At 67.7% G+C, this 24,715-nt stretch carries 25 protein-coding genes; 11 read left to right on the top strand and 14 right to left on the bottom strand.

The features are described 5' to 3' along the window. Positions 1–143 precede the first annotated feature (143 nt). From lhpH to WS51_RS05040, 3 genes are all read right to left on the bottom strand, one after another. A complete protein-coding gene (gene lhpH, locus WS51_RS05050) occupies positions 144–1,151 on the bottom strand; it encodes a trans-3-hydroxy-L-proline dehydratase (RefSeq protein WP_069228699.1) in 1,008 nt (335 codons plus the stop codon). 55 nt (positions 1,152–1,206) lie between these two features. After that, entirely contained in the window at positions 1,207–2,328 is a 1,122-nt protein-coding gene (locus WS51_RS05045) for a branched-chain amino acid ABC transporter substrate-binding protein (RefSeq protein WP_069228698.1), read from the bottom strand. Positions 2,329–2,449: 121 nt separating this feature from the next. Beyond that, a complete protein-coding gene (locus WS51_RS05040; protein WP_059507385.1) occupies positions 2,450–3,187 on the bottom strand; it encodes a FadR/GntR family transcriptional regulator in 738 nt (245 codons plus the stop codon). Between the two features lie 248 nt (positions 3,188–3,435). On the opposite strand from WS51_RS05040, the gene lhpI reads away from it, so the two are divergent. The 3 genes from lhpI (at position 3,436) to WS51_RS05025 (ending at position 5,757) form a co-directional block, all read left to right on the top strand. Next, positions 3,436–4,371 carry a bifunctional Delta(1)-pyrroline-2-carboxylate/Delta(1)-piperideine-2-carboxylate reductase gene (gene lhpI / locus WS51_RS05035; RefSeq protein ID WP_059541149.1) on the top strand — a complete coding sequence of 312 codons (936 nt, stop codon included), beginning with the start codon at positions 3,436–3,438 and terminating at the stop codon, positions 4,369–4,371. A gap of 181 nt (positions 4,372–4,552) precedes the next feature. Continuing rightward, positions 4,553–4,960 carry a response regulator transcription factor gene (locus tag WS51_RS05030; RefSeq protein ID WP_059450260.1) on the top strand — a complete coding sequence of 136 codons (408 nt, stop codon included), beginning with the start codon at positions 4,553–4,555 and terminating at the stop codon, positions 4,958–4,960. Positions 4,961–4,977: 17 nt separating this feature from the next. Beyond that, a complete protein-coding gene (locus tag WS51_RS05025; protein WP_069228697.1) occupies positions 4,978–5,757 on the top strand; it encodes a helix-turn-helix domain-containing protein in 780 nt (259 codons plus the stop codon). A gap of 18 nt (positions 5,758–5,775) precedes the next feature. Here WS51_RS05025 and WS51_RS05020 read toward each other — a convergent pair whose 3' ends face one another. The 6 genes from WS51_RS05020 to WS51_RS04995 all read right to left on the bottom strand — a co-directional run bounded on the left by WS51_RS05020 (position 5,776) and on the right by WS51_RS04995 (position 10,122). Continuing rightward, positions 5,776–6,129, bottom strand: a complete 354-nt coding sequence (locus WS51_RS05020; RefSeq protein WP_059774312.1) for a hypothetical protein — start codon at positions 6,127–6,129, stop codon at positions 5,776–5,778. Positions 6,130–6,299: 170 nt separating this feature from the next. Further along, entirely contained in the window at positions 6,300–6,539 is a 240-nt protein-coding gene (locus WS51_RS05015; RefSeq protein ID WP_059450257.1) for a hypothetical protein, read from the bottom strand. A 16-nt stretch (positions 6,540–6,555) separates the two neighbouring features. Then, positions 6,556–6,831 carry a DUF1488 family protein gene (locus tag WS51_RS05010; RefSeq protein WP_069228696.1) on the bottom strand — a complete coding sequence of 92 codons (276 nt, stop codon included), beginning with the start codon at positions 6,829–6,831 and terminating at the stop codon, positions 6,556–6,558. A 130-nt stretch (positions 6,832–6,961) separates the two neighbouring features. Next, positions 6,962–7,360, bottom strand: a complete 399-nt coding sequence (locus WS51_RS05005; RefSeq protein ID WP_059541144.1) for a DUF488 domain-containing protein — start codon at positions 7,358–7,360, stop codon at positions 6,962–6,964. Between the two features lie 130 nt (positions 7,361–7,490). Further along, positions 7,491–8,693 carry an amino acid aminotransferase gene (locus WS51_RS05000; RefSeq protein WP_059541140.1) on the bottom strand — a complete coding sequence of 401 codons (1,203 nt, stop codon included), beginning with the start codon at positions 8,691–8,693 and terminating at the stop codon, positions 7,491–7,493. A 43-nt stretch (positions 8,694–8,736) separates the two neighbouring features. Further along, the gene (locus WS51_RS04995) at positions 8,737–10,122 is read right to left on the bottom strand and encodes an amino acid permease (RefSeq protein WP_059450253.1); all 1,386 of its coding nucleotides are present in this window, start codon (positions 10,120–10,122) and stop codon (positions 8,737–8,739) included. Between the two features lie 319 nt (positions 10,123–10,441). Between WS51_RS04995 and WS51_RS04990 the strand changes: the two genes are divergently transcribed. Next, on the top strand, positions 10,442–10,915 hold the full coding sequence (locus WS51_RS04990; protein ID WP_006479071.1) for an Lrp/AsnC family transcriptional regulator: 474 nt from the start codon (positions 10,442–10,444) through the stop codon (positions 10,913–10,915). Between the two features lie 51 nt (positions 10,916–10,966). On the opposite strand, the gene WS51_RS04985 is transcribed toward WS51_RS04990, so the two are convergent. Then, positions 10,967–11,878, bottom strand: coding sequence for an EamA family transporter (locus WS51_RS04985; protein ID WP_059507381.1), 912 nt, complete (start codon positions 11,876–11,878; stop codon positions 10,967–10,969). A gap of 346 nt (positions 11,879–12,224) precedes the next feature. On the opposite strand from WS51_RS04985, the gene WS51_RS04980 reads away from it, so the two are divergent. Beyond that, positions 12,225–13,898, top strand: a complete 1,674-nt coding sequence (locus WS51_RS04980; RefSeq protein ID WP_059450251.1) for a phospholipase C — start codon at positions 12,225–12,227, stop codon at positions 13,896–13,898. A gap of 100 nt (positions 13,899–13,998) precedes the next feature. Beyond that, positions 13,999–15,432, top strand: a complete 1,434-nt coding sequence (locus WS51_RS04975) for a cytochrome-c peroxidase (RefSeq protein WP_069228695.1) — start codon at positions 13,999–14,001, stop codon at positions 15,430–15,432. Positions 15,433–15,499: 67 nt separating this feature from the next. Here the strand turns inward: WS51_RS04975 and WS51_RS04970 are convergent, their stop codons facing one another. The 3 genes from WS51_RS04970 to WS51_RS04960 form a co-directional block, all read right to left on the bottom strand. Then, positions 15,500–16,834 carry a chloride channel protein gene (locus WS51_RS04970; protein ID WP_069228694.1) on the bottom strand — a complete coding sequence of 445 codons (1,335 nt, stop codon included), beginning with the start codon at positions 16,832–16,834 and terminating at the stop codon, positions 15,500–15,502. 179 nt (positions 16,835–17,013) lie between these two features. Next, positions 17,014–18,255, bottom strand: a complete 1,242-nt coding sequence (codA, locus tag WS51_RS04965) for a cytosine deaminase (RefSeq protein ID WP_069228693.1) — start codon at positions 18,253–18,255, stop codon at positions 17,014–17,016. A gap of 73 nt (positions 18,256–18,328) precedes the next feature. Then, positions 18,329–18,793, bottom strand: coding sequence for a VOC family protein (locus WS51_RS04960; RefSeq protein ID WP_059507376.1), 465 nt, complete (start codon positions 18,791–18,793; stop codon positions 18,329–18,331). 21 nt (positions 18,794–18,814) lie between these two features. Between WS51_RS04960 and WS51_RS31930 the strand changes: the two genes are divergently transcribed. The 3 genes from WS51_RS31930 (at position 18,815) to WS51_RS04950 (ending at position 20,771) form a co-directional block, all read left to right on the top strand. After that, the gene (locus tag WS51_RS31930; protein WP_155773564.1) at positions 18,815–18,985 is read left to right on the top strand and encodes a hypothetical protein; all 171 of its coding nucleotides are present in this window, start codon (positions 18,815–18,817) and stop codon (positions 18,983–18,985) included. A 117-nt stretch (positions 18,986–19,102) separates the two neighbouring features. After that, positions 19,103–20,245 (top strand): porin, encoded by a 1,143-nt coding sequence (locus WS51_RS04955; protein ID WP_059507375.1) that lies wholly within the window; start codon positions 19,103–19,105, stop codon positions 20,243–20,245. Positions 20,246–20,468: 223 nt separating this feature from the next. Beyond that, complete coding sequence (locus tag WS51_RS04950) at positions 20,469–20,771, top strand: DUF4148 domain-containing protein (protein ID WP_059773668.1); 303 nt, start codon at positions 20,469–20,471, stop codon at positions 20,769–20,771. A gap of 172 nt (positions 20,772–20,943) precedes the next feature. Here WS51_RS04950 and WS51_RS04945 read toward each other — a convergent pair whose 3' ends face one another. Further along, complete coding sequence (locus WS51_RS04945) at positions 20,944–21,891, bottom strand: LysR family transcriptional regulator (protein ID WP_059450244.1); 948 nt, start codon at positions 21,889–21,891, stop codon at positions 20,944–20,946. A gap of 179 nt (positions 21,892–22,070) precedes the next feature. Between WS51_RS04945 and WS51_RS04940 the strand changes: the two genes are divergently transcribed. Further along, positions 22,071–24,254 carry an FUSC family protein gene (locus WS51_RS04940; RefSeq protein WP_059450243.1) on the top strand — a complete coding sequence of 728 codons (2,184 nt, stop codon included), beginning with the start codon at positions 22,071–22,073 and terminating at the stop codon, positions 24,252–24,254. A 157-nt stretch (positions 24,255–24,411) separates the two neighbouring features. Continuing rightward, positions 24,412–24,624, top strand: a complete 213-nt coding sequence (locus WS51_RS04935) for a hypothetical protein (protein ID WP_059467910.1) — start codon at positions 24,412–24,414, stop codon at positions 24,622–24,624. The last annotated feature ends 91 nt before the right edge of the window (positions 24,625–24,715 follow it).

Raw genomic sequence — 24,715 nt, 5'->3', positions numbered from 1 at the left:
CATCGTACCAAAACTCGCGCGGCCCGCCGGCCGGCGGCCGTCCGGCGCCCGCGCGAATGGCGCCGGTTCGCACATTTTTACAACAAAAAGGCGCGCGCCCCGCAGCGGGAACGCGCGCCCGACCGAGGGCGGTACGCCGACGCTCAGCGGACGAGAAAACCGTAGGTGAGCGGATCGCGCTCGTCGACGATCCAGTTCGCGAACCCGCAGATGTGCGCGCTGCCCTCCACTTCCGGAATCACGGCCGGGATATCGCCGACCGTCGTCTCGCGCAGCACGCGTCCCTTGAACACCGTGCCGACGATCGACTCGTTGACCAGCGTGTCGCCCGCCGCGAGCAGCCCGCGCTGGTACAGCTGCGCGACACGGCCGCCCGTGCCGGAGCCGGTCGGCGAGCGGTCGACCTCGCGATCCGCGAACACGCAGCAGTTCGCCTGCGTCGAGCCCGGATGGCGCGGCGCGTTCGCGATGATCGTGCCGTAGATATGGTTGATTTCGGGGATCTCCGGATGCACGACCGAATATTTCGCGTTCGCGGCGGCCTTCACTTCGGCGCCGAAGCGGATCAGCTTTTCCACCGCCGCTTCGCGCACCGGCAGGTCGAACGGCGCGCCGTCCACGTAGAAATAGAACGCGCCGCCGTATGCGATGTCGCCGGTCACGGTGCCGAACGACGGCGTGTCGACCGACACGTCGCGCTGCCAGATGAACGACGGCACGTTGACGAAGCGCACCGGCCCGGCATGTTCGCCGTCCCATTTCACGAACGCCTCGATGAAGCCGCACGGCGCATCGATGCCCACGCGCGTCTCCGGCACCGTGCGCTGCACCCAGCCGAGCTCGACCGCGGCGGTCGACAGCGCGATGACGCCGTGCCCGCAATGGTCGCTGTAGCCCTCGTTGTGCACGAATATCACGCCGAAATCCGCGTTCGCCGACACCGGCTCAGTCAGGTAGCCGCCGTACATGTCGGCGTGGCCGCGCGGTTCGAACATCAGTGCGCGGCGAATTTCGTCGGCATTCTCCTTGAGCCACGCGCGGCGCTGGACGATCGTGTCGCCGGGCAGGCGCGGCAGGCCGCTCGTGACGATGCGGAACGCTTCGCCGCCGGTATGGACTTCGACGGTGGAAAGGGATCGGGAAATTTTCATGGAGGATCGAAGGCGTGAAGACGAAGGACGGCGCCGCGGCGCCGTCCGGTGCGGGTTACTTGGCGTAAGGCTCGGGCAGCCCGTTGCGGATGACGTAGACGGTGGTCGGCGCGCCCTTCAGGTCGCCGCGCTCGTCGAACGAATAGGTGCCCGCGACGCCCGCATAGTTCGACTTCGCCAGCTGCGCGATCAGCTTCGCCTTGTCCGTGGTCGTGCCGGCCTTGACCATCGCGTCGGCCAGCAGCTTCATGCCGTCGTAGTAGTTGACGCCGTAGACCTGGGTGTCCGTGTGATAGGTATCGTGATACTTCTTCAGGAATTCGCGGCCGGCCGGCGTCTTCTCGAGCGCGACGCCGCCCTGCGCGCAGTAGACGATCGACGCGGCCTCGCCGGCGACCTTGCCCATGTCGGCCGAGCAGATGCCGTCGCCGCCGAGCAGCTTCGCGCGCAACCCGCGCTGCTTCATCTGCTTCGCCATCGGCGCGCCTTGCGCCGCGTAGCCGCCGAGGAAGATCACGTCGGGATTGCTGGCCTTGATCTTGGTGAGAATGCCGAGGAAATCGGTCGCCGACGAATTCGTGTACTCCTGGTCGACGATCTTGATCCCGTTCGCTTTCGCGACGTTCATGAACTGCTCCGCGACGCCCTGCCCGTACGCGGTGCGATCGTCGATGACCGCGGCGGTTTTCGCGTTCAGCGTCTTCGCGGCGAAGGTCGCCATCGTGCCGCCGAGCTGTTCGTCGCTCGCGCCGATCCGGAAGATGTTCTTGAAGCCCTGCCGCGTGAGCGCCGGGTTCGACGCGACGGGCAGGATCGGCACGCCCGCGTTGCTGTACACGCGCGACGCCGGAATCGCGACACCCGAGTTGTACGGCCCCAGCACCGCGACGACGCCCTTGTCGACCAGGTTCTGCGCGACCTGCACGCCCGCCTTCGGGTCGGCCTGGTCGTCCTCGGACACCAGCTTGAACGTGACCGTCTTGCCCGCCACCTTCACGCCGGCCTTGTTGAGCTCTTCGACGGCGAGGCGCGCGCCGTTTTCATTGTCCTTGCCGTTCGCGGCCTGCGGGCCGGTCAGCGGTGCCGAATGGCCGATCATCACGACTTCCTGCGCGTGCGCGGAAGTCAGCGCGCCGGCGGCAACGGCCACCGAGAGCGCGATAACGAAGTGTCGCATGGTGTCTCCTGATTGGTTTTGTGTGAAACCAATGTAGGACACACGTGGTCACGACGCAAGCAATTTCAAAATGAATTTCGCGCTTCTGGTCGATTTTCAGACCAGAATGGCGTGGCGCATTTCATTTCGGCGCGATGTCCCGCCGCACGCGAAGGATGTGCTGTTCGACGTAGAAGGCGGCCGCATCGGCGTCGCCCGACACGATCGCCTCGTAGATCAGCCGGTGCTCGGACACGTAAAGGCGGATGCGGCCCGCATCGTAGATGCCGTCGTCCTTCAGCCGTTTCCACAGCGGCTGATCCATCGTCTTCGCGACTTCGTCCGCGATCTTCACGATCAGCGCGTCGCCGGTCATCAATGCAAGCTGCCGGTGGAACAGCCGGTCGCTCTCGTTCCACAACGCCCGCTGCTGCGGATCGTCGATGTCGGCGATGGTTTCCATCTGCGCAAGATAGCCCTCGGCGACGGGATCGGCGCGCCCGTGCGCGGCGGCGAGGCGCGCGATCGCCGGCTCGAGGATGAGTCGCACGCCCAGCGTCGACGTCGGACTGAAGTCGGCGTCGGGCACGCCGCGCGTGTCGCCGCGCTGCGCGAGCACGTCGAGCGGCGCCGCCACGACGTAGGTGCCCGAATTGCGCTTCGTGAACACCAGCCCCTCGTTCTGCAACGCGCCGAGCGCCTCGCGCACGGCCGGCCGGCCGACCTGGAACAGCGCCGCGAGTTCGCGCTCCGACGGCAACCGCGAATCGGCCGCATAGCGCCCCGCGCGGATCTCGTCGCGGATCTTCTCGGCGACCTGTTCGTAGATCTGCAGCGGCCGGAAACCGGCTTCGAGCGATTCAGGACGTGCGGACATCATCAGGGGCTCCTGCCCGGTCGGGTGGTGAATAGGGAAACAAACGGGCTCGCACCATACCGGAGCGACGCCCATCTGGACGGATATTAGAACCAAAATCGGCAGCCTGCTGGCTTTTCCGGCTTGCCTGCCGACAAGTGACTGGTATAGATTTGATCCAGAACGGCTGCCGTGTCGATCATCGACAGCCGCCATGGCGAGCGCGTGCTGCGCGGTCGTCCACGCCCACCGATGCAAAACCGACCGATACGATGACCGCTCTCTCCCGGATCCCCGCTTTCGATGCCGCCGAAACGGCAGCGCTGCTCGACTACCCCGCACTGCTCGCCACGCTCGCCCGTACCGTCGCCGAATACGCGGCAGGCGAGATCGTCAGCCCCGAACGGCTGGTCGTGCCGCTGCAGGCGGGCGGCGTGATGCTGTCGATGCCGTCGAGCGCACGCGACCTCGCGAGCCACAAGCTCGTGAACGTATGCCCCGGCAACGGCGCGCGCGGACTGCCGACGATCCTCGGCCAGGTGAGCGCGTACGACGCGACGACGGGCGCGCTGCGCTTCGTGCTCGACGGCCCGACGGTCACCGGGCGCCGCACGGCGGCCGTTACCGCGCTCGGCATCCAGGCGCTGCACGGCGCCGCGCCGCGCGACATCCTGCTGATCGGCACCGGCAAGCAGGCGGCCAATCACGCGGAGGCGCTCGCGGCGATCTTTCCGGATGCACGGCTGCACGTGCGCGGCTCGCGCGCCGACAGCGCGGCCGCGTTCTGCGCCGCGCACCGCGCACAGGCGCCGCGGCTCGTGCCGCTCGACGGCGACGCGATTCCCGATGCGATCGACGTCGTCGTCACGCTGACGACGAGCCGCACGCCCGTCTATCGCGAAGCCGCGCGCGAAGGCCGCCTCGTGGTCGGCGTCGGCGCGTTCACCGCGGATGCCGCCGAAATCGACGCCGACACCGTGCGGCACAGCCGGCTCGTCGTCGACGATCCGGCCGGTGCGCGCCATGAGGCCGGCGACCTGATCGTCGCGCAGGTCGACTGGCAGCGGGTCGCGTCGCTCGCCGACGTGCTGCGCGGCACGTTCGAGCGCAGCGGGCCGCTGCTGTTCAAGACGGTCGGCTGCGCGGCCTGGGATCTGGCCGCATGCCGCACGGCCCGCGACGCGCTGGACGCGCGCGCGGCCGGCTGACTGCGCGGCGGCAGACCGATTCCCCACCAGTTGCACGAAGCCGCCCGGTATCGTCGGGCGCGCCACCTCGCCTCTTTCCCGTACGCGTTGTAGGAAACGCCCTACAACGCGTCGCCACGGCCTACACAAACTTCCAGTTCGGCCGATTTCATTTTCGGCGGCGCAACACGATACTGCCGGCATGAATGCCAGCCTGTCGCCCGCCGTCGCACTTCGGGTTTTTCTCGTCGATCACGCCATTGCCGTCCGGCAACGGATCGCGCTGCTCGTCGGCGCGATTCGCGGCGTCGTGGTCGTCGGCGAAGCGGAAGACGGCGAGGACGCATTGACGCATATCCGCGGCAGCCACGCGGACGTCGTGATCGTCGACCTGCGGCTCGCCGACGGCAGCGGCCTCGATCTGATCGGGATGCTGTCGAAGGCCGTGCCGCGGATCGTCACGATCGTCCTGACCAACCATTCGGCGCCGGCATTCAGGGAGGCATGCGCGACGGCAGGAGCGGACTACTTCTTCGACAAGACCGCCGAATTCGACGCCGCATGCCACGTCATCGAATCCCTGGTGCGCGCTCATGCGCATCACCCCTGACCGAGACGGAGTGACTCATGTCCACAGCCACCGCCTGCGCCGCCGACCCATCCGTCGCGCCTCGGCCATCGACTCCGCTTCATTCGATCGCGCGTAACGACGGCGCGAAGCATCCCGCCGCGCGCTGCTCGGCTTGCCTGATGCGCTCGCTGTGCCTGCCGCCGGACTTGACCGCCGCCGAATACGGCCGACTCGACGCGATCATCTGTTCGACGCGCCAGGTTCGCCAAGGCGATGCGCTGTTCCGCAACGACGATCCGTTTCACAGCATCTACGCCGTGCGCGCCGGCTCGTTCAAGACGGTCATGATGCATCGCGACGGCCGCGAGCACGTGACCGGCTTCCAGATCGCCGGCGAAACGCTCGGCATGGACGGCATCGGCGGCGGCCAGCACTGCTGCGACGCGATCGCGCTCGAGGACAGCGTCGTATGCGTGATCCCGTTCGGCGCACTGGAGGCCGCGTGCCGCGAAATGAAGCCGATGCAGCATTTCATCTACCAGATGCTGAGCAGCGAGATCGTCCGCGAGTCGAGCCAGATGCTGCTGCTCGGCACGATGTCGGCCGAGCAGCGCGTCGCGCATTTCCTGCTGAACCTGTCGTCGCGCTTCGAGGCGCGCGGCTATTCGCCGTCGGAATTCAACCTGCGGATGACGCGTGAGGAAATCGGCTGCTATCTCGGCATGAAGCTCGAGACCGTCAGCCGGATGTTCTCGCGGTTCCATCGGGATGCGCTCGTCGAAACGCGCGGCAAGCGCGTGCGGATCATCGATGCCGAGGCGCTCGCGCAGGTGTGACGCACGGCGCGTCGCGCTTCACTGCATGGTGGCGCCCGGCGGGACCGCATGCAGCGCGATCGCTTCGGATTCGCCGGCCTGCCCGGCGGACAGTGCCTGCTCGGCCAGCGCGAACACGCGGCCGAGCACCTCGATCACGTCGTCGCCGGTGCCGCGCGGCGGCGCTATCGGCGAGCGGCCGCGCACGGCCAGCTCGAGCCGCACGTCGTAGGTCGGGCGGCCATCCGCGCGCGGGCGCGATTCGATCACCAGGCGGCAATCTTCCAGCCGTGCGCGGAACCGTTCCAGCCGCACCAACTGCACCGCCGCTTCCGCTTCCAGCGCGGCGGAACCCGCGAATCCGACGCAGACGATCTGCATGCCCACGCCCATGGCGCTCCTCCCGTCGGCGTCGCCGTTCGCCGACGGCGTTGCCTGTTCCTGTGTCGTCGTGCCACGGTGTCCCGCGCGCGGCACGATCCCGCGTCATGCAGCACGATGACGGCCGCGGCGATTACTGCCCTGGCAGTCTTGCATCCACGCATCGATCGGCACGATGCGGTTCATACGCTGAATGTCTGCGACGCCTTCATTTCGATCCACGTCATGCCGGCCCGCAACCCTTCGATCGCAGCCTCGTGCTCGGTCGGGTATGCATGGCTGTGCTCGAACGTGTGGTGAAAGCGCGCTGCGCCCGTGCCGTGCTCGACGGTCACGCGGCAGCGGAACTCGCCGGATTCGCACGGCCGCGTCTCGATCTCGACCGACCAGTCGCGCTCATGAATCGTGCCTTGCAGTGTCATGCGTCCTCCTGCGGTATCAGTCATCCATCCTGAAGTGACCGCTGTGCAGCAACACCGGCCGGCCGCCGATTTCGTCGAGCATCCGTCGCGCCATCGCCTCGATCACCGGCCGGTGCGCGTCGAACGCATCCAGCAAATCCCGTTCGAGCAACGACGGCGCACCGAAATGGTCTTCCAGCGCTTCGGCCGTGATCGCGCACTGCACGCAGCGGCCGTCGACCAGCGCCGAAAACGCGACGACCAGATCGCGTGCGCAATATTCGGGCGGTTCCGGTGGAAAGGCTATCTGCATCTATCCGCCTGTCATCGTCGGGACGATTCATGACGTGAGCATAACGGGCCGTGCCGCCGCACGCTTGACCCACGTCAACCGGTTCGCTGCACCGCGCGACGCGCGCACCGTCGTGCCGCCCGGCAGGCGTTCAGCGCGCGTCCGCGTCGAGCGCCGCACCGCGCTCGGCGAGCAGTTCGCGCAGCACGCTGCGATGGCAGCGGCGTTCGTCCTCGCAATAGCAGCCGATCGAAAACGCGCTCGTGGCCGACAGCGCGGCGAGCAGGTCCAGCACCTTCGGCGCGTCGCCATGCGCCATCTCGGCACGGAAGTGGCGCGTGAACGCGCGCCATTCGGCGTCGGTTTCGGCAGCCTGCGCCTGCGCGACCAGCTCGGGGCTCGGCGACAGCGTCGGCAGCCATACATCATAGTAGTCGCGCGATGCGAATTCCGCCTTGGGTACGCCGCGCGGCGGCCGCCGCACCGTGCCGATCCTCACGCCCTCGCCGGCCGCGCGCGGCGAGCCGAGCCGTACGATTCGAATAGCCATGCCGCTCCTTCATCATGCGTTCGATCCGACATCGTACCGCCGCGCCGCCGCCGCGCAACAAAAAACCGGCTGCCTCCGCGACGGAGACAGCCGGTTTCGGCGATGCGCTCGTGCGCCCGAGGGCGCGCCGTCAGACGCCGCTCTTCAGCACCTTGCCGATCGCATCCGCGACGATGCCGACGTTCGAATCGTTCAGCCCCGCGACGCACATGCGCCCCGAACGCAGGATGTACACGCCGTGCACTTCGCGCAGCGCCTCGACCTGCGATTCGGTCAGGCCCGTGTACGTGAACATCCCGCGCTGCTTCACGTAGCGCGTCAGCGCTTCGCCGCTGACGTGGTCGCGCAGGCCGTCGTGGATCGACTGGCGCATCCGCGCGATGCGGCGGCACATCGCGGCCAGCTCTTCTTCCCACTGCTTGCGCAGCGCGGGCGTGTTCAGCACGGTCGCCACGACCTTCGCGCCGTAGGTTTGCGGGTTGCTGTAGTTCGAGCGCACCGCACCGGCCAGCTGGCCCAGCACGCGCTCGGCCGCGGCCGCATCCTCGCAGACGACGCTCAGGCCGCCCACACGCTCGCCGTACAGCGAGAAATTCTTCGAGAACGAGTTCGCGACGAGCGCCGGCACGCCGCGGCGGGCCAGTTCGCGCACCGCGAACGCGTCCGCGTCGAGGCCCGCGCCGAAGCCCTGGTACGCCATGTCGACGAACGGCAGCAGCCCGCGCGCCTCGATCACGTCGATCAGCTTCTCCCACTGGCCTTCGTCGAGATCGACACCGGTCGGGTTATGGCAGCACGCGTGCAGCAGCACGACGCTGCGCGCCGGCAGCGCGTCGATCGCCGCGAGCATCGCGTCGAACTTCAGGCCGCCGGTCGCTTCGTCGTAGTACGGGTACGTGTTCACCGTGAAGCCCGCGCGCTCGAAGATGAAGCGGTGGTTTTCCCAGCTCGGGTCGCTCAGCCACACCTGCGCATCGGGGAAGTAGCGCTTCAGGAAATCGGCGCCCACCTTCAGCGCGCCCGAGCCGCCGAGCGTCTGCACGGTCGCGATGCGGCCGGCCGTGCGCGCCGGATGATCGGCGCCGAACACGAGCGCCTGCACGGCATCGCGATACGCGGCGAGGCCGACCATCGGCAGGTAGGGTTTCGGGCCGTGGTCGCGCTGCAGCGCGGTTTCGGCTTCGCGCACGGCACCCATCACGGGAATCCGGCCTTCGGCATCGAAATAGATGCCGATGCTCAGGTTGACCTTCTGCTCGCGCGGATCTTTCTGGAAGTTCTCGTTGAGCGTCAGGATCGGATCGCCCGGGTACGCGTCGATGTGTTCGAACATGGCTATGTCGGTCTCGTTTGGAAGAAGGGTCGTGTTGCTCGTGTCAGCCGGCGGACGCGCCGTCGCGGATCGCGTAGCCCGCATTCTTCTGACGGAAGCGATACCCGACCGCGAGCACCGCGAGCCATACGGGAATCAGGTACACCGACAGGCGGAGATCCGGCGTCAGGTACATCACGACGAGAATGCCGGCCATGAACGCCAGGCACAGGTAATTCGTGAAAGGATAGCCCAGACTGCGGAAGAAAGTCTGCTCTCCGGCGATGCGCTTGGCCTGGCGGAACTTCAGGTGGATCAGCGTGATCATCGCCCAGTTGATGATCAGCGCCGACACGACGAGGCCCATCAGCACCTCGAACGCCTTGCCCGGCATGAAGTAGTTGACCAGCACGCACACGCCGGTCGCGAGCGCCGACGCGCCGAGCGCGGCAAGCGGAATGCCGCGCTTGTTCACCGAGCACAGCACCTTCGGCGCATTGCCCTGCTTCGCGAGGCCGAACAGCATCCGGCTGTTGCTGTACACGCCGCTGTTGTAGACCGACAGCGCGGCCGTCAGCACGACGACGTTCAGCACGTTGGCGACCACGTTGCTGCTCAGCGCGTGGAAGATCAGCACGAACGGGCTGCCGCCGGTGACGACCTTCTCCCACGGATACAGCGACAGCAGCACGGCGAGCGCGCCGATGTAGAAAATCAGGATCCGGTAGATGACCTGGTTGGTCGCGCGCGGAATGCTGTGCTTCGGATCGTCGGCCTCGGCCGCGGTGATGCCGATCAACTCCAGCCCGCCGAACGAGAACATGATCGCCGCCATCGACATCACGAGGCCCGACACGCCGTTCGGGAAGAAACCGCCGTGCTGCCACAGGTTCGCGATGCTCGCTTCCGGCCCTGCATGACCGCTCGCGAGCAGCCAGCCGCCGAAGCCGATCATCCCGATGATCGCGGCCACCTTGATGATCGAGAACCAGAATTCCGTCTCGCCGTACGATTTCACGCTCGCCAGGTTCAGCAGGTTGATCGCGACGAAGAACACGAGCGCCGACACCCAGGTCGGGACGCCGGGCCACCAGTACTGCACGTAGATCCCGACGGCCGACAGCTCGGCCATGCTGACGAGGATGTACAGCACCCAGTAGTTCCAGCCGGACAGGAAACCGGTGAAGTGGCCGACGTACTTGTCGGCGAAGTAGCTGAACGAGCCGGCGACGGGCTCGTCGACGACCATCTCGCCGAGCTGGCGCATGATGAAGAACGCGACGATGCCGGCCACCGCGTAGCCGAGCAGCACGGACGGGCCGGCCATCTTGATCGTCTGCGCGATGCCGAGGAACAGCCCCGTGCCGAGCGCGCCGCCGAGCGCGATCAGCTGGATGTGCCGATTCTTCAGCCCCCGCTTGAGGCCGTCCTTCTCGTTTCCAGAAACCATGTCTTCTCCATTCTGCCCGCCTCCGCCGGAAGCGGTGCGGCGCGCCTCGGTGTGCCGGGCGCTGTTTTGCTGTGCCGGCGGCCGTTCGTGGAGCCGCCGGGTTGGGGACTGCAATCTTCGCGCGGCGACACCCGATTCCTGTCGGCAGGCCCGCCAGACCGGCCGCCGACCGTCGCCCTCGCCCGCATTGCTGCGGACGCACACGAAAATCCGGCGTCAGTTTAGCGTCGCGACAGCGAAATCGGGTTGCGTAACTCGCTCATGCAAACCCTACATTATGAGATAAGATTGCATCCGGGAGACAGATGAGGAAACAAAAATGCCTGAACCGGTTCTCGATCGCATCGATCGCCACTTGTTGTCGGTGCTGCAGGAGAACGGCCGCGCGTCGAACCTCGACCTGGCGAAGGCCGTCGGCCTGTCGCCCGCGCAGACGCTGCGGCGCCATCGGCGCCTGGAGGAAATCGGCGCGATCCGCCGTTACGAAACCCGTCTGTGCCCCGACACGCTCGGGTTCGGCGTCACCGCGTTCGTGCACGTGACGATGGAGCGCGGGCACATCCGCGACCTGTCGAAGTTCCAGAAACTCGTGTCGGATCTCGCGCAGATCCAGGAATGTTTCTCGGTGACGGGCGATATCGACTATGTGCTGAAGGTGGTCGCGCACGACCTGAAGGGGCTGTCCACGTTCCTGCTCGAAACGCTGATGCGGATTCCGGGCGTGAGCGGCGTGCATTCCAGCGTGTGCCTCGACGAGATCAAGTGCACGAGCGCGATGCCGGTGGAAAGCTGACGCCGCGCCGTGCGCGCGCCCGCGCGGCGCGCTACGTGCGTGCCGCCGCGCTCAGCGCACCGCCTCGAATGCGCTGATGAGCAGCGCGCCCCCGGCGATCACCGCGCATCCCGCCGCGCGGCGCGGCGTCAGCCGCTCGCCGAGATACACGCGGGCGATCAACGCCGCGAATACCACGCTCGTTTCGCGCAGCGCCGACACCGGGCCCATCGGCGCGCGATCCATCGCCCAGATCACGATCGCATACGCAAGCGCCGCGAACACGCCGCCGCATGCGGCCTTCGCCGTTTCGCCGACATCCTGCGCGAGCCGCAACGGCCCCGCGCGCAGCCGGTAGTACGCGGCCATCAGCAAGCCGGTCAGCACGAACATCCACGCCGTATAACCGACCGTGCTGCCGCTCTCCCGCACGCCGATTCCGTCGACCACGCTGTACGCGGCGATCGATACGCCGGTGGCGAACGCGGTGGGCAACACCTGCGTCATCCGGTGCCGTGCGCCGCCGCCACGCTCCAGGCCAATCGCCATGATCCCCGCGCAGATCAGCACGAGCCCGCCTTGGGCGCCCGCGTTCAGGCGCTCGCCCGCGAACGCCGCCGCGCCCAGCGTGACGAGCAGCGGCGCGGTGCCGCGCGCGACCGGATATGCGACGCTCAGGTCGCCGTGCTCGTAAGCGCGCACCAGCAGCAGCGTATAGACGACATGGAGCACCGCCGACGCGACGACGCAGGCCCAACTCGCGGGCGTGATCGGCGCGGCGGCCGGCAGGAACAGCAGCGCGAACAGCCCGATCGCGATCTGCAGCACCGTGGCCGAGCGCAGCCGGTCGCCGCTGCTGCGCACGAGCGCATTCCACGACGCATGCAGGAAGGCGGCGCACAGCACGGCGAACAGAACGGGAATCGGCACGTTGAACACTCGCTGACGGCCGGCAACGCGAAATCGTCGCCGCAAGCCAACCATCGTATGAATGCGTCATCCGGTTGTCAAAAAAGCGTGCGGCCCGGCATCACGGACGAACGGGCCCGACGCCCGCGGATGCTCGTCCGGCGTGGCATTCGCGGCCGCGACCGCGCCGGTCGCCGGATGTGTCGCGTGCATGGCATCCGCTCCGTCCCTTTCCGCCATCTTTCGTGCGGCTTCGCGCCGTAATGAAATCGATACCGACGCGCAACCGCCGCGAAACCGCTCCGCCCCCATATCTTCATACCGAACTGTTTCAATGCCGGTGCCTATCGCGAGCGCCGCGCCGAACCGACACGGCAGCGGAGCCGCCGTCCACCACCGAAAACCTACCTGGAGCTTCCCGATGTTCCGTCAAGCCTTGCTCGTCACCGCGTGCGCCGGCGCGGCGCTTGCGCTGTTCGCCTGCGGCGGCAGCGACGACCCCACGTCGACGCCCGCCGTGTCGTCGCAGGATGCGCTGCAGACCGCCACGCCGATCAAGCACGTCGTCGTGATCTACGGCGAGAACGTGTCGTTCGACCACTACTTCGGCACCTACCCGAACGCGTCGAACCCGGCCGGCGAACCGGCGTTCACCGCGAAGCCCGGCACGCCGACGATCAACGGGCTGACGGGCACGCTGCTCACCGCGAACCCGAACTTCACGAACACGGCCAACGGCACCGATGCCGCGAACCCGTTCCGCCTCGACCGCACGCAAGCCGCGACCGCCGACCAGAACCACGCGTACACGGCCGAGCAGCAGGCCGAAGACAACGGCCTCGCCGACCTGTTCCCGAAGTACACGGGCAAGGGCTCGTCCGGCGGCGCCGGCGCGTTCGGCACCAAGGGCCAGGTGATGGGCTACTTCGACGGCAATACCGTGACCGCGCTGTGGAACTACGCACAGCGCTTCGCGATGAGCGACAACGCGTACACGACGGTCTATGGCCCGTCGACGCCGGGCGCGCTGAACGTCGTGTCCGGCCAGACCAACGGCATGCAGATCGTCAAGACGTCGAAACAGCCGTCGACGCTCGCCGCCACGTCGTACTACATCAACGACGGCCAGGGCGGCTTCACGATGATCAACGACGTCGACCCGGGCTACGACGTGTGCTCGAGCACGACCGACCAGGCGATGATGGCCGGCAAGAACATCGGCGACCTGCTGAACGCCGCGAAGATCACGTGGGGCGGCTTCATGGGCGGCTTCAACCTGTCGACGACCAACAGCAACGGCACGACGGGTTGTGCGCGCAGCACGGTCGCCACCGCCGTGAACGCCGCGACGGCCGACTACATCCCGCACCACAACTGGTTCCAGTACTACGCGTCGACCGCGAACCCGCAGCACACGCGCCCGAGCTCGGTCGCGGCGATCGGCTCGAGCTTCGAAGCCGACGGCAAGACGGCTGAGCCGGCGAACCATCAGTACGACACCGACGACTTCTTCGCGGCCGTGAAGGCCGGCAACTTCCCGTCGGTCAGCTTCCTGAAGGCACCGGCCGCGCAGGACGCGCACGCGGGCTATTCGGATCCGCTCGACGAGCAGGCGTTCGTCACGAAGGTGGTCAACTTCCTGCAACAGCAGCCGGACTGGCAGAACACGGCCGTGATCGTCACCTATGACGACTCGGACGGCTGGTACGACCACGCGTACACGGCGCCGACGCATTCGTCGTCCGACGCGGTCGACCAGGTGAACGGCAACGGCCAGTGCGGCTCGGGCGGCACCACCGGCGTGAACGGCGGCACCGTGAACGGCCGCTGCGGCCCCGGTGTGCGCATTCCGCTGGTCGTGATCTCGCCGTATGCGAAGCAGAACTACGTCGACCACACGCTGATCGACCAGGCGTCCGTCGTGCGCTTCATCGAGGACAACTGGCTCGGCGGCCAGCGTATCGGCGGCGGTTCGTTCGATGCGACGGCAGGCGACCTGCGCGGGCTGTTCGACTTCGCGTCGAAGCCGAATACGGCGCCGCTGTATCTCGATCCGACGCAGGGCACGGTGCTGAGCGCGGCGCCGTCGATCTGACGGCAGCGCGTCACCGGCAGCAGCAGGCCGGCGCATCGTGCGCCGGCCGTTTCCATTCGATGCGCCGCCTTCACGCGGCGACCGACTTTTCACCGACAGCATGACCGCTCGTCCCGCATTCCCGTCTCCCGACGCATCCGGCGCCGCCGCGCCGCGTTCTCCTGCCCGCGTGGTGCGCCGCGCGGCGTTCGTGCTCGGCGCTGCCGTGCTCGGCGCTGCCGTGCTCGGCTATGGCGCGTTCGCCATCGCGTTTCCGGCCCGCACGCCGGCGGCGATCGCCGACGTCGTCGCCGACTGGACGGGCGCGAATCCGCATCCGGTCGTGCTGCAGCGCCCGGCCGTGCAGCCGCTGTCGGCGGTCGCGCAACTCGGGCGCGCACTGTTCGCCGATCCGTCGTTGTCGGCATCCGGCAAGCAGTCGTGCGCGTCGTGCCACAGCCCCGATCATGCGTACGGGCCGCCGAACGGGCTCGACGTGCAGCCGGGCGGCCTGGCGATGACGCAGCAGGGCTACCGCCCGCCGCCGTCGCTGATGTACCTGTATCGTCAGCCCGCCTTCAGCATCGGCCCCGATGCCGGCGAGAACGACGCCGCGCCGAGCGTCGCGCAGCAGGCTGCTTCGGCGGCCGGCGTCGTCAAGGCGCAGAAGGTGGCCGGCACGTCGGCCGCACCGCAGCTCGTGCCGCAGGGCGGGATGTTCTGGGACGGCCGCGCCGATACGCTGCAGCAGCAGGCGTTCGGGCCGCTGCTGAATCCGGTCGAGATGGCGAATGCGAGCATCGACGACGTCGCGCGCAAGCTCGCAGGCTCGCCGCATCGCGCGCAGTTCGAGCAGCTGTTCGGCGCGCGTGTGTTTTCCAGCCCGCAGTTGCTCGTGTCGGAGGCGATGTTCGCGATCGCGCGCTATCAGGTCGAGGATCCGTCGTTCCATCCGTACAACAGCAAGTACGACCGCTGGCTCGAAGGCCGTGCGCGCCTCACGCAGGCCGAATTGCGCGGGCTGCGGCTCTTCAACGATCCGGCCAGGGCCAATTGCGCGGGCTGCCACCTGTCGAAGCCCGGCAAGGACGGCTTGCCGCCGATGTTTACCGACTACCAGTACGAGGCGCTCGGCGCACCGCGCAACATGGCGCTCGCGCAGAACCGCAACCCGGCGTTTCACGATCTCGGCGTGTGCGGGCCGTTCCGCGAGGATCTGAAGGACCAGACGCAGTACTGCGCGATGTTCCTCACGCCGACGCTGCGCAACGCGGCCACGCGCCACGTGTTCTTTCACAACGGCGTGTTCCACACGCTCGACCAGGTGATGGCGTTCTACAACGAGCGCAGCATCTCGCCCGGGAAGTTCTATCCGCGCGGCGCGGACGGCAAGATCGACGAATATGACGACATTCCGCCGAAGTACCGTGCAAACGTCGACGTGACCGATGCGCCGTTCGATCGCAAACCGGGCGACAAGCCCGCGATGACCGCGCAGGACATCAAGGATATCGAAGCGTTTCTCGGCACGCTGACCGACGAGCCGGCACGCTGAGCATCGGCGATCCGACGCGCTTCGTCAGTGTCGCGCGCGGACGCGGCGGCTCGCGGTGACAGGCTCGCTACCGCGCCGCCGTTGCCGGCGTGTCGACGGTTGCGGCTGCATCGATCCGCCGCGCCGCCAGTTGCTGCGCGAACCGGTACGCCACCAGCGAGCCGGCCACGGCCAGCAGCATCGGCACCAGGCTGTCGTGATCCACACGCGTGAACTCGAGCAGCAGCACGACGGCCGTGATCGGCATCTGCATCGACGCGGCAAGGAACGCGGTCGCGCCGATCAGCGCGCATCCGCCGATCGACGTGCCCGGCCACACGAGGTGCCACAGCCCGCCGAGCACGACGCCCAGCAACGCGCCGTTCGCGAGACCCGGCGTCAGGAGCCCGCCCTCCGCGCCCGCGCGCAGGCTGCCCGCCTCGATCAGCACCTTCAGCACGAGCAGCGTGGCCGCGAGACCGATCGTCAGCGTGCCGTCGAAACCCAATGCAGCCGGCCCCTTGCCGTTGCCGGGCAGTTGCGGAAACCACATCGCGAGCACGCCGATCGCCGCGAAGTTGACCAGCGCGAGCACCGGGAGCAGGCGGCCCTTCGGCGCCTGCTCCCGCGCGCGCGTCGTGAGCCGCACGAACGCGTAGGCGGCAAAACCGAACAGCGGCCCGCAGACGATCGACCACGCCACCAACGGCGCACTCAGCGCAAACGAAGGCACCGCGTACTGATGTTCGTTGCCGAGCCCGATCCACGCGACGGCCGCCGCGATCGCCGACGTGACGACGGCCACCACCAGCGCGCGCAGTTCGAACGTGCCGAGCAGCACTTCGAGCACGAACACGGCGCCGCCGAGCGGCACGTTGTAGACCGCCGCGAGGCCGGCGCCCGCGCCGCACGCGACCATCAGCCGGCAATCGGCGGGCGTGAGCCCCGCGCGATGCGCGAGCCGGCCGGCCAGCAGCGCGCCGATCTCGCGCGGCGCGACTTCGCGGCCGAGCGGCGAACCGAGCGCGACGGTGACGATCTGGAGCAACGCATGCACAGTCGTGCTGACGACCGGCATTCGCGGATCGGCTGCGCGAACGGCCCGGCGGATGCTGACGAGCGGTCGGCCGAACCGGTAAAGCGCCCACCAGCCGCCGCCCGCGACCAGCCCGCAGACGACCAGCACGACGACCCGGCGCAGCGGCTCGGCGCCGGTCACGCCCGCGAGAAAGCTCTCGCTCCCGACCACGTGCGCGAGGCTGTAACCGTAGGCCACATGCTGAACCGCGTGAAGCAGCAGCGCGAGCAACATCCCGCCGACGCCCGCGCCGACACCAGTCAGGACCGTGACGGCCGCCATCCGCGCGAACGGGCTGGCCAATGGCGAAGAGGAAGCGGGAGCGGACGGGAGATCGGGGCGCATGAGGTCGGCGAACGTGGATCGATACGACGGCGCGCACCATGCACGCCGCCGTCAGGACCGCATCGTAGGCTTCGGCCTTCCATGAGACAAACGTATTTTTCTGATCAACTCATGCATTTTGTGACTACATGCGTCGCGGCAGCCCATGGCGATGTGCGCCGCCGCCCCGCACGATCGCACTACGCCGGATACGTGACGCGCTCCGGCTCCCGCCGCATGATGACCTTCCCGTGCCGCACCGACAGCGTGGCCTTCGCCTGCCGGCGCACGGCTTCGTAGTCGCTGTCCGCGTCGAGCACGATCAGGTTCGCCGACCGTCCGACCACGATCCCGTAGCGGTCGCCGAGGTGCATCGTCGTCGCGGCGTGGTCGGTCACGAAGTCGAGGCAGCGCTGCAGGTCCTGGTAGCCCATCATGTGGCAGATGTGCAGGCCGGCATCGAGCACGCGCAGGATGTTGCCGTTGCCGAGCGGATACCACGGATCCTTGATCGAATCCTGGCCGAAACACACGTTCAGCCCCGCGCGATCGAGTTCCGCGACGCGCGTGACGCCGCGCCGCTTCGGAAACGTATCGAAGCGCCCCTGCAAATGGATGCTCTCGGTCGGGCACGAGACGAAGTTCAGGCCCGCGCGCTTGAGCAGCCGGAACAGCTTCGAGCAGTACGCGTTGTCGTACGAACCCATCGCGGTCGTATGGCTCGCCGTCACGCGCGCGCCCATGCCGCGCACGCGCGCTTCTTCCGCGAGCACTTCCAGGAAACGCGAATGCGGATCGTCGGTCTCGTCGCAGTGCACGTCGACGAGACAGCCGGTGCGCTCGGCCAGCTCCATCAGGAAGCGGATCGAGCTGACGCCCTGCTCGCGCGTGTTCTCGAAGTGCGGAATTCCGCCGACGACGTCCGCGCCGAGTTCGATCGCCTGCTCCATCAGCGCGCGGCCGCCGTCGAACGACTCGATGCCTTCCTGCGGAAACGCGACGATCTGCAGGTCGATCAGCCCGCGTGCTTCGTCCTTTACTTCGAGCATCGCCTTCAGCGCGGCCAGCGTCGGATCGGTGACGTCGACATGGGTGCGCACGTGCTGGATGCCGTGATCGCGCAGCATGCCGATTGCCGCATGCGCGCGCGTCTTGGTATCGGCATGCGTGATCGTCGCCTTGCGCTCGGACCAGCGTTCGATTCCCTCGAACAGCGTGCCGCTCATGTTCCAGGACGGCTCGCCGGCCGTGAGCACCGCATCGAGATGGATGTGCGGTTCCACCAGCGGCGCAATCGCGAGACGCCCGCCGGCATCGATATCGCTGCCGCCGACCGAGGCGACGGGCGCGGCTTGCGCGTCGATCCGCGCGATCGTGCCGCCGTCGATGCCGATCGTAAACAGCCCGTCGCGACCGCGCAGGCGTGCATTGAAAAGGTTCATGTGGATTCGGGCGTCATGCGGCGCCAGCGCGCCGCGTGGTGGGGAAAACCGGCTCCGGCGATGCGTGCCGCGCTTAGTTGAAATCCTCGATCGTCAGGCCGGTGGCCGCGCTCATCTCGTCGTTCGTCACGTCGCGCACGTGCTTGCTGAAGGTCCACACGTGCCGGCCGGGATCGCGCGCGCGATACACGCGATCGCCGTAGAACTGGTCGGCCGGCGCCTGCAGGATCTCCGCGCCGGCCGCACGCGCGCGCTCGCAGTGCGCGTCGATGTCCGCATCGTCGGGAAGGTGCACGTGGACGTGCTGCGTGTTGCGATCGCCGGTGTCTTCCGGCGACGCGATGAACTCGGCCCACCCGCTGCCGATCATCACGAGGCCGTCGCCGAATTTCATTTCGGCATGCGCGATGTCGCCTTCCGGCGTGGTGACGACGATCGCGCGCTCGAAGCCGAATGCGCGCTCGAGCCATTCCAGCGCGGCTTTCGGGTTGCGGTAGCACAGCGCGGCACTGAACGACGGACGGCGACGCGTGGTCATCGGAGGTCTCCCGATCTCGGCATGGGTCTGCTCATTCTCCACGCGCGCGGCGCGGCAATCAACTCCCGCGCCGCCGGCACGCGTGTTGTCAATACGCGACACGGTGTGCGCGGCCGGCCGGCATCTCGCGTCGCGCCGTCGCCGAAAACGCACGCCATCCGGGCTGCGCATCGCTTTGTGAAAACGATGTGACGCACTCTTGCGCAACTTGCAACGGTGCGCTCGCTCGCCCGCAGCCGGGATCGCGCGACCCTGCCCCTACACTTGCGCCGAACTTCAGTCATTCGTCCCACACGCAGGAGCAGTTACATGAACAAAACCCTGATTGCCGCCGCCACCGCCACCGCACTGTTCGCCCCGCTCGCGCAGGCGCAGAGCTCGGTGACGCTGTATGGCCTGATCGACGCCGGCATCGCGTACACCAACAACGCGGGCGGCGCATCGCTGTGGCGCATGACGAGCGGCACGGTCAACGGCAGCCGCTTCGGCCTGCGCGGCACGGAAGATCTCGGCGGCGGCGTGAAGGCGCTGTTCGTCCTCGAGAACGGCTTCAACGTGAACAACGGCGCGCTCGGCCAGGACGGCAAGCTGTTCGGCCGCCACGCATACGTCGGCCTGACCAGCAGCGGCTACGGCACGCTGACGCTCGGCCGCCAGTACGACACGATGGTCGACTTCGTCGCGCCGCTGTCCGCGACCGCCGGCGATTTCGGCGATGCGGGCTTCGCTCACCCGTTCGACAACGACAACCTGAACCACTCGGTGCGCATCAACAACGCGGTGAAGTACACGAGCGACACGATCGCCGGTTTCAAGGTCGGTGCGTTGTACGGCTTCTCGAACTCGACGAACTTTGCCGGCAACCGCGCGTACAGCGTCGCGGCGAGCTACACGAACGGCCCGCTGAAGCTGGCCGGTGCTTACCTGCAGATGAACGGCACGAAGGGCTCGACGAGCGCGAGCCCCGGTGCGACCGACGTGGCCGAAGCCAAGAGCGTGAGCCAGGGCGGCTGGTCGGTGGGCGCGGACCGCATGCGCAGCTACGGCGGCGGCGTCAGCTACGTGTTCGGCCCGGCGACCGTCGGCTTCGTCTACACGCGTTCGCAATACGACAACACGGGCTCGTTCGGCTCGACCGGCCAGGTCGCGTTCAACAACTACGACGTGAACGTGCGCTATGCGGTGACGCCGGCCGTCAGCCTCGGCGCGGCTTATGTCTACACCGACGCCAGCGTGTCGAACCCGGACAGCAAGCACGGCACCGATCCGAAGTGGCACCAGGTCGACCTGCAGGCGGTGTACAAGCTGTCGCGCCGCACCGACCTGTACGCGGAAGCGATGTATCAGCACGCGTCGGGCCGCGGCTACCAGGCGTTCATCAACACGTCGGGCGGTGCATCGAGCACCGCGAACCAGATCGTCGGCACGATCGGCATGCGCACGCGCTTCTGAGTTCGGCGTCGCAGGGCCGCACGTCGCCCGCGAGCCGTGAACCTGCCCCGACGGACGGGTTCGCGCAACGCGGGCGACGTGCGTCAGTGTTGTTCCATCTGGAAAGCTGCCTGCCTGGAATCGGGGTTTTTGTGCCCGCGTGCACTGCATAGACTGGCATCGATGGTTCGGATCGCATATCGATCGCCGAACCGGCCTCACACCCCGCCTACAGGAGAACATCGTGAAATCGCTCGTCGTTACCGCCGCCGCTGCCGTCCTGCTTGCCGCACCGGCCCTGTCGTTCGCTCAGTCCGCCAAGTCGCCCGTCACGCGCGCGCAGGTGCTGCAGGAGCTCTACGATCTGGAATCGGTCGGCTACAACCCGTCGCTCGGCGATGCCGGCAACTATCCGGACGACATCATGGCCGCGCAGGAGCGCCTCGCGGCAAAACGGCTTGCCGAACACAAGGCCGCGCAGGCCGCCTATGGCTCGACCGGTGCGGGCGCAACCGAATCGGGCGTGGCCGTCAAGCCCGCGCTGTGAATGCGGGGCGCCATGCCGCGCCCGCACGACACGTGCGGTGCGGGCGCGGCGAACCTCGCGCGCATCGGTCCGTGACGATCGATGCGGCCGGGCCGCGTGCCATCCGGCACGCGGCCATCCTTTTCGCTATTTGCGGTATTTGCGGTATTTGCGGTATTCGACGTATTCGCCGTCAGGCGGCCTGCGGTTCCCGCTCGATCGCGTTCAGCATCTCGACGTCGTGCGCGATCATTCCCGGCACCTGCGCACGCAGCATCTCGACCCAGGTGCGCACCTTCGCATCGACGTAGCGGCGCGACGGATACAGCGCATATACGTTCATCTTCTGCAGGATGTGATCGGGCAGCACACGCACGAGCGTGCCGTCCTGAAGCGCGTCGATCGCCGCGTACAGCGGCAGCATGCCGATCCCGATGCCGTCGCGAATCGCGAGCGCGAGCGACTCGGCCGTGTTGGTCTGCACGGGCCCCGCGACATGGATCTGCTCGACACCGTCGGCGCCTTCGAGCACCCATTCGTGCGTGGGAAATGCCGGCGTGCAAAGCGTCAGGCACGCATGCGCGCCGAGATCCTGCGGGCGCGCCGGCGCGCCGTGACGCTTCACATACTCGGGCGACGCGCAAAGAATGCTGAACGTCGAGCCGAGCAGATGCGACACAAGTTCCGAATCGGGCAGCGACGACGCGGTCACGACCGCCATGTCGCTCGTGCCGTCGAACAGGTCGGGCATGCGCTGCGACAGCGACAGTTCGATCGATACGTCCGGATATTGCGTGTGGTAGCGCGTAAGCGCGGGCATCACGTAGTGATGGCCGACGCTCGCGAAGCTGTGCATGCGCAGGACGCCGGCCGGCCGCTCGTGCGCGCAGCTCGCCTCTTCCTCGGCGCGATCGACGTCGGCGAGGATCTGGCGACAGCGCCGCAGATAATTTTCACCGGCCGACGTCAGCGCGAGACGGCGCGTCGAGCGATTCATCAGACGGGTGCGCAGGCGCGCCTCGAGTTCCGACACCGCGCGCGACATCGCGCCCGTCGTCGAGTTCAGCGATTGCGCGGCCGCGGTGAAACTGCCCGTCTCGACGACGCGCGTAAACACCCGCATGTTTTGTAGGGTATCCATTCCTGTGAGCCACCTGTAGCGGAGCCGCTATTTTCCTCCAGCGCATGCGACAAATTGTTACGCGCGCTGCAACTATCGTTTCCCCGCAGCTGCGTTAATGCTGGCGCGCCGCGCTCCTACAATCGGCGCCTCATCAGTCGAACGGACGCGCCGCGTCACCGCGCGCCCCCTCTTTCTTCATGAAGCCACAACCCGCGATCGAGCAACCGTCCATCGAACCGGCACGGTGGAGAAGCTGGCTCGATCCGCTCGGCGGCGCCGCGCGCGACTGGGCCGCGAGCGACGGGCTGATCTGGCTCCATCTCGCCAAGACCGTGCTCGCCGCGCTGCTCGCGATGGGCATCGCGATGCGGCTGGAGATGTCGCAGCCGCGCACGGCGATGACGACCGTGTTCGTGCTGATGCAGCCGCTGTCGGGGATGGTGTTCGCGAAGAGCTTCTACCGGGTGCTCGGCACCGCGGCCGGCCTCGTCGCCGCGCTCGCGCTCGGCGGGCTGTTCGCGCAGCAGCCCGAGCTGTACATGGCCGGCATGACGCTGTGGGTCGGCGGCTGCATCGCGCTTGCGGTCCGCAACCGCCATTTCCGCTGGTACGGGTTCGTGCTCGCCGGCTACACGGCCGCGCTGATCGGCCTGCCCGCGGTGATGACGCCGCAGACACTGTTCCAGTCCGCACTCACGCGCGCCGCGGAAGTCGCGCTAGGTATCGCATGCTCCGGCGCGGTCAGCGCGCTGATTCTTCCGCTCAGTTCCGCGAAGGCGCTGATGCGCTCGCTGGCCGCCCGTCACGTGAAGTTCGCGGCATTCGCGGCCGGCGCGCTGTCGGGCGAGCTCGCACGCGGCGATTTCGAGCGGCGCTTCGCCGATTTCGTCGACGAGATCGTCGGCTTCGAGGCCAACCGTGCGTTCGCGTCGTTCGAGGATCCGCACATTCGCGCGCGCAGCCGGCGGCTCGCGCGCCTGAACAGCGAATTCATGAACGCATGCACGCGCCTGCATGCGCTGCACCAGCTCGTCAAGCGCCTGCGCGCGAACCGCTCCGACGCGGTGCTCGCCGCGCTCGCGCCGCACATCGACGCGCTCGCGCAGCGGGTGAGCGCGTTGCGCGACGAGCGCCAGCGCGGGATCACGTCGACCACCGGCGCGCTGCTCGAACTGCGCCGCTTTCACGGCACGCTGCCGAAGGCCGCGCGCGCATCGCGTCGCGAGATCGAGGATCACGCAGCCGGCGGCCTGCTCGACTTCGATACCGCGATCGAGCTGATGTATCGCTTCATCGGCGAGTATCTCGGCTATGCCGACACCAACGCGTCGCTCGACCGCGACGATCACGCGTTCGAACGCTCGGTCACGCACTATGCGGTGAAGACCAATGCGTTCTTCGTCGGATTCACGTTCCTGCGCACGCTCGTCGCCGTCGGCGCGATGAGCGCGTTCTGGATCGCATCCGAATGGCCGAGCGGCTCGCTCGCCGTCATCGCGACCGCGATCGCATGCGCGCTGAGCTCGACGTCACCGCGCGCACCGAAGTTCGTCGCGCAGATGGGCGTCGGCGCGGCGTTCGCGACGGCCGTCGGGTACGTGTTCCTGTGCTACGTCTATCCGAACATCGACGGTTTTCCGCTGCTGTGCGCGGCACTCGCGCCGGTGCTCGGCCTCGGCGCCTTTCTCGCGATGCGTCCGGGCCTGTCGGGCTACGGGATCGGCTTCGCGGTGTTCTTCTGCCTGCTCGCGGGCCCCGACAACGCGATCGCGTATACGCCCGAGGTGCTGATCAACAACGGCTTCGCCATCGTCGTCGCGATGCTTGCCTGCTCGATCGTGTTCGCCGTGGTGTTTCCGACCCACATGCCGTGGCTCACGTCGCGCATCGCGCACGACCTGCGCCGCCAGGTCACGCTCGCGTGCGAAGGCACGCGCGACGGGCTCGCCGCACGCTTCCAGTCGAGCACGCACGACCTGATGGCGCAGTTGCGCACGCTGCTCGTCAAGCGCACGCGGCAGCATCGCGACGCGTTGCGCTGGATGCTGTCGACGCTCGAAGTCGGCCATGCGGTGATCGACCTGCGCGACGAGCTGCACGGGTTCTGCGAATCGAAACCGCCGCAGACGCAGCGCTGGACCGCATCGATCGACGCGGTGCTGCACGCGCTGCCGCGCTTCTTCGACGATCCGACGCCGGCCCACCATGCGCGTACGCTGAAATCGGTGAATCTGGCGATCCGCGCCGCCCAGCACACGCTGCACGCGTGGTACGCGGTGCCGGACGAACGCCGCCGCATGCAGCGCATCGTCGGCTGCCTGCACTTCATCCGCAGCGCGCTGCTGGACAAGGATGCACCGTTCAATCGCCATCGTCATTGACCGTCGATGGCGGTCGGCGGCGATCGATGCGCGCGCAACGTCATCCTTGTTCCGTTTGGAAATAAGCTCTGCACCCGCGGTGATTAATTTATAAGCAGTGCGAGCCTATAGTTTCCTCACTGCCAGCGAGACTGGCACTGACCCAGGAGAAACTCAAATGAAGCCGCTGCACCTCGCCCTCGTTGCCCTGTCGTTCACCGCCGCTGTCGCGCATGCCCAGACCGCGCCGGCCGACGTCGCGCAGCAACCGGCGAACCGCGCCGAAGCCGTCCAGGCCGCCGGCCGCGTCGATCGTGCGCAATCCAAGCAGGAAGACCCGAACGCATGCGTCGGCCCGGTCAGCTTCTGCAACGTCTACTTCGGCAGCTGAGCATGACGCCGCGTCGCAACGGCCACGCGCGTCGCGCACGCATCGCTCGCATCACGTGCGTGCGCGCACGACGCGCCGGCCGATCGCCGCA

This window comes from Burkholderia territorii (assembly GCF_001718335.1).
Taxonomy (GTDB): Bacteria; Pseudomonadota; Gammaproteobacteria; order Burkholderiales; family Burkholderiaceae; genus Burkholderia; species Burkholderia territorii.
This window is presented reverse-complemented; position numbering and strand designations above follow the sequence as displayed.

What these genes read in the sequence shown, in the direction of transcription:
- lhpH (WP_069228699.1), bottom strand. Translation starts at nt 1,151, where the DNA reads ATGAAAATTTCCCGATCCCTTTCCACCGTCGAAGTCCATACCGGCGGC.
- WS51_RS05045 (WP_069228698.1), bottom strand. Translation starts at nt 2,328, where the DNA reads ATGCGACACTTCGTTATCGCGCTCTCGGTGGCCGTTGCCGCCGGCGCG.
- WS51_RS05040 (WP_059507385.1), bottom strand. Translation starts at nt 3,187, where the DNA reads ATGATGTCCGCACGTCCTGAATCGCTCGAAGCCGGTTTCCGGCCGCTG.
- lhpI (WP_059541149.1), top strand. Translation starts at nt 3,436, where the DNA reads ATGACCGCTCTCTCCCGGATCCCCGCTTTCGATGCCGCCGAAACGGCA.
- WS51_RS05030 (WP_059450260.1), top strand. Translation starts at nt 4,553, where the DNA reads ATGAATGCCAGCCTGTCGCCCGCCGTCGCACTTCGGGTTTTTCTCGTC.
- WS51_RS05025 (WP_069228697.1), top strand. Translation starts at nt 4,978, where the DNA reads ATGTCCACAGCCACCGCCTGCGCCGCCGACCCATCCGTCGCGCCTCGG.
- WS51_RS05020 (WP_059774312.1), bottom strand. Translation starts at nt 6,129, where the DNA reads ATGGGCGTGGGCATGCAGATCGTCTGCGTCGGATTCGCGGGTTCCGCC.
- WS51_RS05015 (WP_059450257.1), bottom strand. Translation starts at nt 6,539, where the DNA reads ATGACACTGCAAGGCACGATTCATGAGCGCGACTGGTCGGTCGAGATC.
- WS51_RS05010 (WP_069228696.1), bottom strand. Translation starts at nt 6,831, where the DNA reads ATGCAGATAGCCTTTCCACCGGAACCGCCCGAATATTGCGCACGCGAT.
- WS51_RS05005 (WP_059541144.1), bottom strand. Translation starts at nt 7,360, where the DNA reads ATGGCTATTCGAATCGTACGGCTCGGCTCGCCGCGCGCGGCCGGCGAG.
- WS51_RS05000 (WP_059541140.1), bottom strand. Translation starts at nt 8,693, where the DNA reads ATGTTCGAACACATCGACGCGTACCCGGGCGATCCGATCCTGACGCTC.
- WS51_RS04995 (WP_059450253.1), bottom strand. Translation starts at nt 10,122, where the DNA reads ATGGTTTCTGGAAACGAGAAGGACGGCCTCAAGCGGGGGCTGAAGAAT.
- WS51_RS04990 (WP_006479071.1), top strand. Translation starts at nt 10,442, where the DNA reads ATGCCTGAACCGGTTCTCGATCGCATCGATCGCCACTTGTTGTCGGTG.
- WS51_RS04985 (WP_059507381.1), bottom strand. Translation starts at nt 11,878, where the DNA reads ATGGTTGGCTTGCGGCGACGATTTCGCGTTGCCGGCCGTCAGCGAGTG.
- WS51_RS04980 (WP_059450251.1), top strand. Translation starts at nt 12,225, where the DNA reads ATGTTCCGTCAAGCCTTGCTCGTCACCGCGTGCGCCGGCGCGGCGCTT.
- WS51_RS04975 (WP_069228695.1), top strand. Translation starts at nt 13,999, where the DNA reads ATGACCGCTCGTCCCGCATTCCCGTCTCCCGACGCATCCGGCGCCGCC.
- WS51_RS04970 (WP_069228694.1), bottom strand. Translation starts at nt 16,834, where the DNA reads ATGCGCCCCGATCTCCCGTCCGCTCCCGCTTCCTCTTCGCCATTGGCC.
- codA (WP_069228693.1), bottom strand. Translation starts at nt 18,255, where the DNA reads ATGAACCTTTTCAATGCACGCCTGCGCGGTCGCGACGGGCTGTTTACG.
- WS51_RS04960 (WP_059507376.1), bottom strand. Translation starts at nt 18,793, where the DNA reads ATGACCACGCGTCGCCGTCCGTCGTTCAGTGCCGCGCTGTGCTACCGC.
- WS51_RS31930 (WP_155773564.1), top strand. Translation starts at nt 18,815, where the DNA reads ATGGGTCTGCTCATTCTCCACGCGCGCGGCGCGGCAATCAACTCCCGC.
- WS51_RS04955 (WP_059507375.1), top strand. Translation starts at nt 19,103, where the DNA reads ATGAACAAAACCCTGATTGCCGCCGCCACCGCCACCGCACTGTTCGCC.
- WS51_RS04945 (WP_059450244.1), bottom strand. Translation starts at nt 21,891, where the DNA reads ATGGATACCCTACAAAACATGCGGGTGTTTACGCGCGTCGTCGAGACG.
- WS51_RS04940 (WP_059450243.1), top strand. Translation starts at nt 22,071, where the DNA reads ATGAAGCCACAACCCGCGATCGAGCAACCGTCCATCGAACCGGCACGG.
- WS51_RS04935 (WP_059467910.1), top strand. Translation starts at nt 24,412, where the DNA reads ATGAAGCCGCTGCACCTCGCCCTCGTTGCCCTGTCGTTCACCGCCGCT.